Genomic DNA, 9,736 nt, shown 5'->3' on the forward strand with positions numbered 1-9,736 from the left:
TAATATTATACGCTTATTCTTTATGGCTTCACAATAGAAACTCATTATATAACAATTTCTTTCACATGCTTACAAGCAAAAAAGACGCCCAAAAATCGAGCGTCCTTTCCATTCACTACTACTTGCTTTCATATATTCTATAAAATTTAAAATACAACAATTCCTTATGAAGCATCGTCTACTAAGATAACCATTATTATTTGAAAATTATATTGAACTTACCTTTTTTAAATTGTGCAGATAATTTGCAGATATATATAAGCATAAGTACTCTCCATTTGAACATATGATGAAGTGAATGATAGGACAGGGAGGTATCATGATGTTTACTTATACGTTAACTGCCTTAACACTTTGTTGTATCTCAATTATTATTACATCATATATTTCTAAACGTAAGGGTACCCTAATGGAGTATATGGTATTTATCATGTCTTTTAGTATGAGTATCGGTTTAAGTATAGGTTTTTATTTAGGTATTCTCTTTAAAGGTGAACTACTATATTCTACTTTGCTTGCTATTTTGATTAGTGGTTTTATCGGTCTTTTAGTCGGTCTACGTTTTCACCTGTATACTGCCTTAGAAGGAATGTTCTCTGGATTAATGGCAAGTATGATGGGAGCAATGATTATAGAAATGTTAAATACTCAACAAGCTCATAGTATACTTCTTATTAGCCTCTTACTTACCATAACTATTACCATGTCATGTATGATTCAATTGTTATCAGAGAACTTTTCTACTTATATCCACCGACGGTTTCTATTATTACTTTCCATTAGCGTAGTAATTGTTCTTACTGTATTCGTGACATTCCCAGATCATACTCCCCCATCTTCCTCAGGGCACGATCAACACATGCATTAACACTTGCAATCAAAATTAATAAAGCAGCTATCCAATAAGATAACTGCTTTATATCATAATAAATTACATGAATTTTATATTATTCTGGCTTATTTGGAATATTAGGGTTTGGAACATAATCAGATTTGTAATCTTTATATTTTACTTCTGTTACCATTCCTGCTGAAGCATGGTGTAAATCATGACAGTGGAACATCCATTCACCTGGATTGTCTGCTACAAAGGCTACTTCATATTCTTCTCCTGGTTTTAAGTTCAAAGTATCTTTAACAATTGGAGAACCTTCTATCGGTTTTCCATCTTTACTTAATACTTGGAAGAAATGACCGTGTAAATGCATCGGATGATCGTCTGCTTTAGAGCGATTTACTAATTTTACTTTTACTAAGTCATCCTTTTTCACTGGAATTGGGTCAATATCTGGGAATACCTTTCCGTTAATTGTATATACCATTTCATTTCCATTCATTTGCGTATTCAAGTCCATATTATATGTGGTAGTATACTGCTGGTCTAACGTGAAACTTCCTATTTTTTTAGAACCATATTTCGTCATGTCTAATTTTGATAATTTTTCTTTTTCGTTTGCTTTGTCCTTCATCTCTTTGCTGCCACCATATTCAATAACAGCTTTCATTCCTTTTGCACCTTTATTTTCCGAATGGTCTTCAACATACCATTTCCCAGGATTGTTAGCTGTAAATTCAACATCATAACGTTCCCCTGGTGCGATTGAAATTACTTTATCCTTAATAACTTTTGGATCATTTATTGGCTGGCCATCTGTCGCAATTACTTTTATATCATGACCGTGAACGTGTATATCATGTGATAGATAGCCAGCATTAACAAGGCGGAGACGAACTTTATCTCCTTTACTCACTTTTAATGGTTCCACTAAACCACCGCTTTTACCATTGATAGTGAATAGGTCATACATACTCATATCATGACCTTCCATCTTCATATTCCCATGATCCATGCCTTTCATATCATCATTCTTTTTCATTTTTTCATTATCCTTAGATTTATTACCGTCTGCTTTTTCTGTTTTCCCTTTTGTCATTTCTTTTAACTGCTTATCAATTTCTTCTTTATCTGTTACCCATTCATCTAACATTAATGTGTAATCTTTATCATATTTTTCATTTGTATCTTCTACAACAAGAGCACCATACAAACCTCTATCTAGCTGATTTACAGAATCTTGATGCGAGTGATACCAATACGTTCCTGGTACGTTTGCTTCGAATTCATAAGTGAAACTTTTTCCAGATTCAACCGCATCTTGTGTCACACCTGGAATTCCATCCATGTTATTTGGAACAGGATACCCATGCCAATGAATAGATACTGGTGCAGATAATTCATTTTTTAATGTCACTTTAACTTTTTCACCTTTTTTCACCCGAATTTCTGGACCTGGGGATGAGCCATTAAATGTCCAGACTGGAACAATAACACCATTACTTAGCTTTTGTTTTTCTTCTTTCGCTACTAAAGTAACTTCTGGCCCTTTTACAACTTTCAATGGTTTTGTAGCCGTTTCAGTCTGTTCTGCTTTTTTATCATTCATATTTTGATGATCATTTGTTGTATTTGTGGTCGCAGAACATGCAGCAATTAAAGATATTATGGAGACTGTAACTGTTGTTAATACAAATCTCTTCATGGAAAATCCCCCCCTTTTCTTTTTCAAGATTATTATAGAAGACAATTTTCAAGAAAATATGGAGATGTAAAATGAACAAAATAAAAAGGCGCCCAAAATTGAGCGCCTCTTCCAATTATTGTTTCGTAACAACTTCATCTTCTTTTACATTTACATTATTCTCTCTCATAAATTCTTCAATCTCTGCAACTTCTCTAATGATATCTTTTGACAAGTTTTCATACCCATCTTTTGTTACAAGAATATCATCTTCAATACGAATCCCAATTGATTCTTCTTCAATATACAAACCCGGTTCTATCGTAATAACCATACCTTCTTCTAATACTCTATCTTTGTATGTTCCTACATCATGCGTATCTAAACCGAGGAAGTGGCTCACACCATGATAATAATATTTAGATAGTTCCTCGTCTTCTTGAATTAAACCAATTTCTTTACACTCTTCTGCTAGCACTTTTTTTGTATGTTCATTTAATGCAGCGAATTTTAAACCTGGCTTAATAAGTTCCGTTGTTTCTTTTAATGCTTTTAACACTATATTATATATTTGTTTTTGGCGACTAGAGAATGTTCCACTAGCTGGGAATGTGTAACTAATATCAGCATTATAGTAGTCTTTTTGAGCACCTAAATCGAGCAGTACTAAATCACCTTGCCCCACTTTTGCATCATTATCTTCATAATGCAACACAGTAGCATTTTTACCGCTCGCCAAAATTGTATTAAACGCATGATGTTTAATACCAGATGATTTCAGCGTAAAATCAAAATGAGCTTCTAATTCATATTCCATCATATCTGCTTTTGCATGCTTCAGTACGTTATAAATGCCCTCTTTAGTAACAGCAATAGCTTCTTTTATGATTTCAATTTCTTCTTCCGTTTTAAACACTCGTAATTCACAAATGTTCGGATAAACATTTCCGATTGTAATGTGAGGATATTGTTCTCTTACATGTTTAGCAAACGCTAACGTTTTCGTCTCTGTACCTTTCCACTCACGAAGCTCCAAATCTAAATTCACATGTTTCACATTTTCGGTGAAAAGTGTATTTGACATTGTTTTTTCAAAGCTCTCTATATATACAACTTTCTTTACACCTGATAATTTCTCTGCTTCTTCTTTAGAAACTGTTTTTCCAACCCACTTCTCAAGCACTGGATCTGATTTTTCAATGAAAAGAGTCTCTTCTACACTATTCCCAAACTTTTTTAGCATGAAAATAACATTTGGCTCATTGATTCCCGTTAAGTAGTAAAAATTACGATTCGGCACAAATTTATAATGTGCATCAGCTGACATATGAGGTGCTTGTCCCGCAAATAAAATAGTAATAGATTCCTCCGGTAATGTTTTTACTAATCGTTCTCTATTTTGAGTGAAAAATGTTGACTTCATAATAATCCCCCTAATGTTCTATGTATGCTTTTAAAACTAATTGGCCTCTGTTATTCATTTTATTATTGTTATAATTTTTCGTCAATTTTTAATCCATTTGTAGATGGTGTTGACAAAACAAACTATACGAGTTAAGATAACTATAAATTAGTAAGTAACTAATTTATTTTAAAATAAGAGGTGAACAAAATGAAAAACATTTTATTCCGTATTAATGAATTAACAAAAAAAGAAAAAACTTTAGGATTAAATAGTGCAGAAAAAAAAGAGCAACAAACGTTAAGAAAAAGCTATACGAAAGAATTTCGCGGAAGTTTAGATTCCATTTTACTAAATACAAAAATTGTAGATCCTAGCGGCGAGAACGTTACTCCTATTGCTTTACAGCATGCCCAAGACCGTTTGAAATTTAGCGAATGAGCTCCGCGCTAAAGAATACATTCAATAAAACATAAAAAGAGCTGGAATTCCTATATAGAAATTCCAGCTCTTTTTATTGTCTTTTCTAATTTAGTATACGAGCGATACATAGCAATTCTCCACGATACGATCATCGCAAAGGCAAGTAAGAAAAACATCCCGCTTAATTGCGCCAAATCAATTGATTGACTTAAATATGATTTTAATGCTACCCGTACAGCTAATAAACCAACTAAAATAAATATGAACGCTTTTGACGGTTTCATATATATATCTTCGCCTCTTATTTCAAACTTAGTTGTTTTAATAAGAAATACAGAGAAAATAAGTCCTACGCTAATTGCCTCTACTATTTCTAACGATGTTAATCGAAACTCTGGTAAGAAGTACATCGATGCGCCAGTACTCATAAAGATTGGCGGTAATATAATTTTCTTTTTCGTTACCGGTTTTTTCGCTGACTTAAATCGAAGAAACATTACTCCAACGGCCATACAAACTGCTACGATACTTGATAAAAGTGCTAAACTCATATTCTCCACTCCTATCTATTTAAATGACTTTTTTAGCAAAATCATAAACCAAACAAGCCCGACACTAATAATGACATGAGCTAATCCAGCCATATGGCTTAAACCGTTAAAGTCTGTTCCGTTTACTTGTAGAAGACCTCTAAATACCATTGTAGCGATAGTAAAAATTAATCCTGCATTATAAACAACAAACCATGCACGAAAGCTTTTTGTTTCTTGTACATGAAACACTTTAAATAAAGCTAATGCAACCAAAAAGAATATGAATCCTAATACTAATACGTGCGTATGCACTAGCTGTAACATAGTGGATCCTTTAATTCCTTGTGCTTTTGTATATTCTCTTGCAAATACACCTGATAATAAACCAATAATTAAGTACATGAATGCTGCATTATATAATTTCTTCATTATATTCCTCCTGCTGTAGAACGACAATTAATATCGTCACTTTCTATATTCGCTGCAATCATTTTACTCAAAGTTTATGAACGGAATATGAACAGAATATTACATTGTTCTTTTATACAAAAAAAGACCTTCCACAACTGTTGATTGTGGAAGGCCCTTTTATCTTATTTTAAATCTTCAATTGAGAAAGCACCCGGCAACAACTGTTCGACCGTCACTTCTTTTTCATCGCCTTTTACATTCGTTAGTAAAACGGGCATTTTCGGATCACAAAATTCAGCAATAACTTGTCTACATGCACCACATGGTGAAATTGGTCCGTCAGTTTCGCCTGTAATGACTAGATAACTAAAGTCGCGCTCACCTTCTGATACTGCTTTAAAGATTGCCGTTCTTTCTGCACAGTTACATAATCCGTAAGAAGCATTTTCTATATTACAACCAGTATAGATTTTACCTTCTTTCGTAACTAACGCTGCACCAACAGGAAATTTTGAATACGGAATATACGCTTTAGATAACATCTTATTTGCTTCTTCAATATATTTTTTCTTATCCATATTATTTCCTCCTCAAAGTAAATGTAATTATGATTAATCAGTAATAACTGTATGAACTAATTTAGGAGCCACTGCTGTTTCAGAGATAGAAATGTTTTCATAAATTTTTGCTTTTACATCTTCTACATTTTCACGATTTGCGTAAATCGTTACGAATGGCTCGCCTTCTTTTACTGCATCGCCAACTTTTTTACGTAGCATTAAACCTACAGCTAAATCAATTTCATCTTCTTTCGTTGCACGACCTGCACCAAGTAGCATAGCTGCGATACCGATTTCATCTGCAACAATGTTTGAAATAACACCTGAAGTTTTAGCAGGTACATCAATTACATACTTCGCCTGTGGCATTTTTTCTGGATTATCTACAATTGAGCTGTCTCCACCTTGATTGCTTAAGAACTCTTTAAATTTCTCAGTTGCTTTTCCATTTTTCATAACTTCAATTAACATTTCACGGGCTTCTTCTAATGTATTAGCTTTTTTCGCAAGTACAACCATTTGACTTCCTAATACAAGTACTAATTCTGTTAAATCTTCCGGACCTTCACCTTTTAAAGTATCAATTGCTTCCTTCACTTCTAGAGCGTTACCAATCGCAAAACCAAGAGGTTGTGACATATCTGAAATAACTGCCATCGTTTGACGTCCAACATTATTTCCGATACGTACCATTGCATGTGCTAATTCTTTTGCATCCTCTTCTGTTTTCATAAATGCTCCTGCACCTGTTTTTACATCAAGTACGATTGCATCGGCGCCAGCTGCAATTTTTTTACTCATAATTGAACTTGCGATTAGAGGAATTGAGTTTACCGTTCCTGTTACATCACGTAATGCATAGATTTTTTTATCAGCAGGTGTTAAATTTCCAGTTTGTCCGATAACGGCCACTTTGTCACGGTTTACAATATCAATGAATTGTTCTTTCGTAATTTCAACGTGGAATCCTTCTACTGCTTCTAATTTGTCAATTGTTCCGCCCGTATGTCCTAAACCACGGCCAGACATTTTTGCTACTGGTACATCTAAAGCAGCAACTAATGGTCCTAATACTAATGTTGTTGTATCCCCAACACCGCCAGTTGAATGCTTATCTACTTTAATGCCTTCAATTGCTGATAAGTCGATAGTTTCTCCAGACTCAACCATTGCCATTGTTAAGTCTGCACGTTCACGATCCGTCATATCCTGGAAGAAGATTGCCATTGCAAGTGCACTCACTTGATAATCAGGAATACTTCCGTCTGTATAACCATTAATAAAGAAATTAATTTCTTCAGTCGTTAATTCTTTTCCATCACGTTTTTTCGCAATAATATCTACCATTCTCATTACAATCACCATTCCTTTTCATATTATATGAATCTATTAAAATAGTAAGCCAACAACCGTTGCTGATAAGAAACTTACTAATGTTGCACCGAAAAGTAATTTCAAGCCGAATCTTGCGACTACATTCCCTTGTTTTTCATTTAAGCTTTTCACTGCTCCCGCAATAATTCCAATTGAAGAGAAGTTTGCAAATGAAACTAAGAATACAGATATAATCGCTGTTGTTCTAGCTGAGAAATTAAAGTTTCCTTGTGCTAAATCTGTCATAGCTACAAATTCATTTGATACAAGTTTTGTCGCCATAATATTGCCGGCATTAACTGCTTCATGCCACGGAACGCTCATAATAAATGCAAATGGTGCAAATACATAACCAAGAATTTCTTGGAATGAGATACCGATTACACCTTTAAATAATGCATTAATAAAGGCAATCAGAGCAACGAAACCAACTAACATAGCTGCTACTGTAATCGCAACTTTAAATCCATCTATAATATATTCCCCTAATACTTCAAAAAAGGTCTTTTTCTCTTCTTCTTGTACTTCTAACATATCTTCTTCTTCAGTAACCTCATATGGGTTAATAATAGAAGCAATTATAAAACCACCAAATAAGTTAAGTACTAAAGCGGTTACTACATATTGCGGCTTCAATAAAACCATGTACGATCCAACGATAGACATTGAAACTGTAGACATTGCAGATGCACATAAAGTGTACATTCTTTTTTCTGGCAATAATCCTAGTTGTTTTTTTACTGAAATAAACACTTCAGATTGTCCTAAAATTGCAGAAGCTACCGCGTTATATGACTCAAGTTTCCCCATACCGTTTACTTTACTTAAAGCTAGACCAATATATTTCACGATAAAAGGCAGTATTTTAATATGTTGTAAGATACCTATTAACGCTGATATAAATACAATTGGCATTAATACCCCTAAAAAGAATGAAAACTCTTTTTGATTTACTAATCCACCAAATACGAAATTGACACCATCAGCGGCATACTTTAATAATTCTCCAAAACCATCAGCGATTCCGCTAATTAATATATTCCCAATACTCGTATTTAATAATAAAAATCCCAAAATGAATTGTAATATAACCATCGTTATGATTGGGCGAAATTTGACTTTCTTTTTATCATTACTAGCAAGCCAAGCGATACCTAAAATCAATACGAGGCCTAAAACACCGATTAAGTATTTCATAAGCCGTCTCCTCCCATTCGTATCCGCTTACATTTTTTTCAATTGTTAAAGCAATAGATACACTTTACTTTAAACGTGTATCTATTGCTCTTTACTTCATTATTAATTAGTAGTTATCTGTAGCACCTTTTGCATCATTTAATACGATTGCAACACTAGCACTTGCTCCAACGCGAGAAGCTCCAGCAGCTACCATTTTATCTGCATCTTCACGTGTACGAACGCCACCAGATGCTTTTACACCAACGTTTGGTCCAACTGTTTTACGCATTAATGCGATATCTTCTGCAGTTGCTCCGCCAGTTGAGAATCCAGTTGAAGTTTTTACGAAATCAGCACCAGCTTTCACTGATAATTCACAAGCACGAACTTTTTCTTCGTCTGTTAGAAGGCAAGTTTCAATAATAACTTTTACAAGAGCTTTTCCTTTCGCTGCTTGTACTACTTCATGAATATCTTTTTCAACGAACTCATTGTCGCCATCTTTTAAAGCACCTACGTTGATTACCATATCAACTTCAGTTGCACCTTTTGCAATTACATCTTTTGTTTCGAATACTTTTGTTTCAGTAGTGTTCGCACCTAATGGGAATCCGATAACAGTACAAACGTCTACATCGTGTCCAGCTAACTCGTCAGCCGCTAATTTTACCCACGTAGGATTAATACAAACAGAAGCGAAATTATATTTTTTTGCCTCTTCAATTACTTTCATAACATCTTCTTTAGTAGAATTCGGTTTTAAAACTGTATGGTCAATTAACTTTGCAATGTTCATTATCTTCACTCCTTATATCTTTTAACAACTTCATTCTAACTCTTAGTTGAACAAATGTAAATACACTTTTGAAATTTTGTTCATTAATTTCCACAAGGGAATTTATTGTTATAAATTGAAAATAGTGTAAAATTAAAAATAAAGGATGTGAACCACTTGTTTAAATCAAAATTCTTTATATTTACATTGCTAGTATGCACCTCACTATCCATATTTATTTTTCAAAAAAGGGAAGTTATTTTCCAAGAAGGTAACCCAATTCCATTTGCTTTAGCTATGTCTAAGATGGCTATTCAAGATAAAGAGATGGTGGAAGTAGAACCGATAGATGATCAATCCCCATACTTAGTAAAACGCGGAAAAATGGAACCTTTTATCGATATGATGGAGCAAGATGGATGGAGTTTTGTAGACAGAGATATTATGGCTAACTCACTAACTTTTGAAAAAGGAGATCAAACGAAGAGCGTCGCTTACAAATACTTTACAAGATACTACACCTTGATTTATTCATAGTAAAATAAAAGGCTTTCTCAAAA

The 9,736-nt window shown here is 33.8% G+C and carries 11 protein-coding genes; 3 read left to right on the forward strand and 8 right to left on the reverse strand.

Annotation, left to right across the window (positions count from 1 at the left end):
* Nucleotides 1–322 precede the first annotated feature (322 nt).
* Nucleotides 323–868: a hypothetical protein gene (locus U860_RS0120865; RefSeq protein WP_025150039.1), complete on the forward strand. Its 546-nt coding sequence runs from the start codon at nt 323–325 to the stop codon at nt 866–868.
* A 79-nt stretch (nt 869–947) separates the two neighbouring features.
* Here the strand turns inward: U860_RS0120865 and U860_RS0120870 are convergent, their stop codons facing one another.
* Together U860_RS0120870 and U860_RS0120875 are read right to left on the reverse strand one after the other, a co-directional pair.
* Nucleotides 948–2,540, reverse strand: a complete 1,593-nt coding sequence (locus tag U860_RS0120870) for a multicopper oxidase family protein (RefSeq protein ID WP_025150040.1) — start codon at nt 2,538–2,540, stop codon at nt 948–950.
* 115 nt (nt 2,541–2,655) lie between these two features.
* On the reverse strand, nt 2,656–3,942 hold the full coding sequence (locus U860_RS0120875; RefSeq protein ID WP_025150041.1) for an aminopeptidase P family protein: 1,287 nt from the start codon (nt 3,940–3,942) through the stop codon (nt 2,656–2,658).
* Nucleotides 3,943–4,131: 189 nt separating this feature from the next.
* Between U860_RS0120875 and U860_RS0120880 the strand changes: the two genes are divergently transcribed.
* Nucleotides 4,132–4,362, forward strand: a complete 231-nt coding sequence (locus U860_RS0120880; protein WP_025150042.1) for a DUF896 domain-containing protein — start codon at nt 4,132–4,134, stop codon at nt 4,360–4,362.
* A 50-nt stretch (nt 4,363–4,412) separates the two neighbouring features.
* Here U860_RS0120880 and U860_RS0120885 read toward each other — a convergent pair whose 3' ends face one another.
* From U860_RS0120885 to deoC, 6 genes are all read right to left on the reverse strand, one after another.
* Nucleotides 4,413–4,895 (reverse strand): cytochrome c biogenesis protein CcdC, encoded by a 483-nt coding sequence (locus U860_RS0120885; protein WP_025150043.1) that lies wholly within the window; start codon nt 4,893–4,895, stop codon nt 4,413–4,415.
* A 15-nt stretch (nt 4,896–4,910) separates the two neighbouring features.
* A complete protein-coding gene (locus tag U860_RS0120890) occupies nt 4,911–5,306 on the reverse strand; it encodes a DUF2871 domain-containing protein (RefSeq protein WP_002171389.1) in 396 nt (131 codons plus the stop codon).
* 164 nt (nt 5,307–5,470) lie between these two features.
* Nucleotides 5,471–5,866, reverse strand: coding sequence for a cytidine deaminase (locus tag U860_RS0120895; RefSeq protein WP_000358532.1), 396 nt, complete (start codon nt 5,864–5,866; stop codon nt 5,471–5,473).
* Between the two features lie 33 nt (nt 5,867–5,899).
* Nucleotides 5,900–7,201, reverse strand: a complete 1,302-nt coding sequence (locus U860_RS0120900; protein WP_025150044.1) for a pyrimidine-nucleoside phosphorylase — start codon at nt 7,199–7,201, stop codon at nt 5,900–5,902.
* Between the two features lie 36 nt (nt 7,202–7,237).
* Nucleotides 7,238–8,419 (reverse strand): NupC/NupG family nucleoside CNT transporter, encoded by a 1,182-nt coding sequence (locus U860_RS0120905; RefSeq protein WP_025150045.1) that lies wholly within the window; start codon nt 8,417–8,419, stop codon nt 7,238–7,240.
* Between the two features lie 106 nt (nt 8,420–8,525).
* Nucleotides 8,526–9,197: a deoxyribose-phosphate aldolase gene (deoC, locus tag U860_RS0120910; RefSeq protein WP_002171386.1), complete on the reverse strand. Its 672-nt coding sequence runs from the start codon at nt 9,195–9,197 to the stop codon at nt 8,526–8,528.
* A gap of 156 nt (nt 9,198–9,353) precedes the next feature.
* On the opposite strand from deoC, the gene U860_RS0120915 reads away from it, so the two are divergent.
* Entirely contained in the window at nt 9,354–9,713 is a 360-nt protein-coding gene (locus U860_RS0120915) for a hypothetical protein (RefSeq protein WP_025150046.1), read from the forward strand.
* Nucleotides 9,714–9,736 lie beyond the last annotated feature (23 nt).

The organism is Bacillus sp. H1a (assembly GCF_000633475.1).
GTDB lineage: Bacteria > Bacillota > Bacilli > Bacillales > Bacillaceae_G > Bacillus_A > Bacillus_A paramycoides.

Excerpts from the sequence above, each read along its gene's own strand:
- U860_RS0120865 (WP_025150039.1), top strand. The coding sequence starts at position 323 with ATGTTTACTTATACGTTAACTGCCTTAACACTTTGTTGTATCTCAATT.
- U860_RS0120870 (WP_025150040.1), bottom strand. The coding sequence starts at position 2,540 with ATGAAGAGATTTGTATTAACAACAGTTACAGTCTCCATAATATCTTTA.
- U860_RS0120875 (WP_025150041.1), bottom strand. The coding sequence starts at position 3,942 with ATGAAGTCAACATTTTTCACTCAAAATAGAGAACGATTAGTAAAAACA.
- U860_RS0120880 (WP_025150042.1), top strand. The coding sequence starts at position 4,132 with ATGAAAAACATTTTATTCCGTATTAATGAATTAACAAAAAAAGAAAAA.
- U860_RS0120885 (WP_025150043.1), bottom strand. The coding sequence starts at position 4,895 with ATGAGTTTAGCACTTTTATCAAGTATCGTAGCAGTTTGTATGGCCGTT.
- U860_RS0120890 (WP_002171389.1), bottom strand. The coding sequence starts at position 5,306 with ATGAAGAAATTATATAATGCAGCATTCATGTACTTAATTATTGGTTTA.
- U860_RS0120895 (WP_000358532.1), bottom strand. The coding sequence starts at position 5,866 with ATGGATAAGAAAAAATATATTGAAGAAGCAAATAAGATGTTATCTAAA.
- U860_RS0120900 (WP_025150044.1), bottom strand. The coding sequence starts at position 7,201 with ATGAGAATGGTAGATATTATTGCGAAAAAACGTGATGGAAAAGAATTA.
- U860_RS0120905 (WP_025150045.1), bottom strand. The coding sequence starts at position 8,419 with ATGAAATACTTAATCGGTGTTTTAGGCCTCGTATTGATTTTAGGTATC.
- deoC (WP_002171386.1), bottom strand. The coding sequence starts at position 9,197 with ATGAACATTGCAAAGTTAATTGACCATACAGTTTTAAAACCGAATTCT.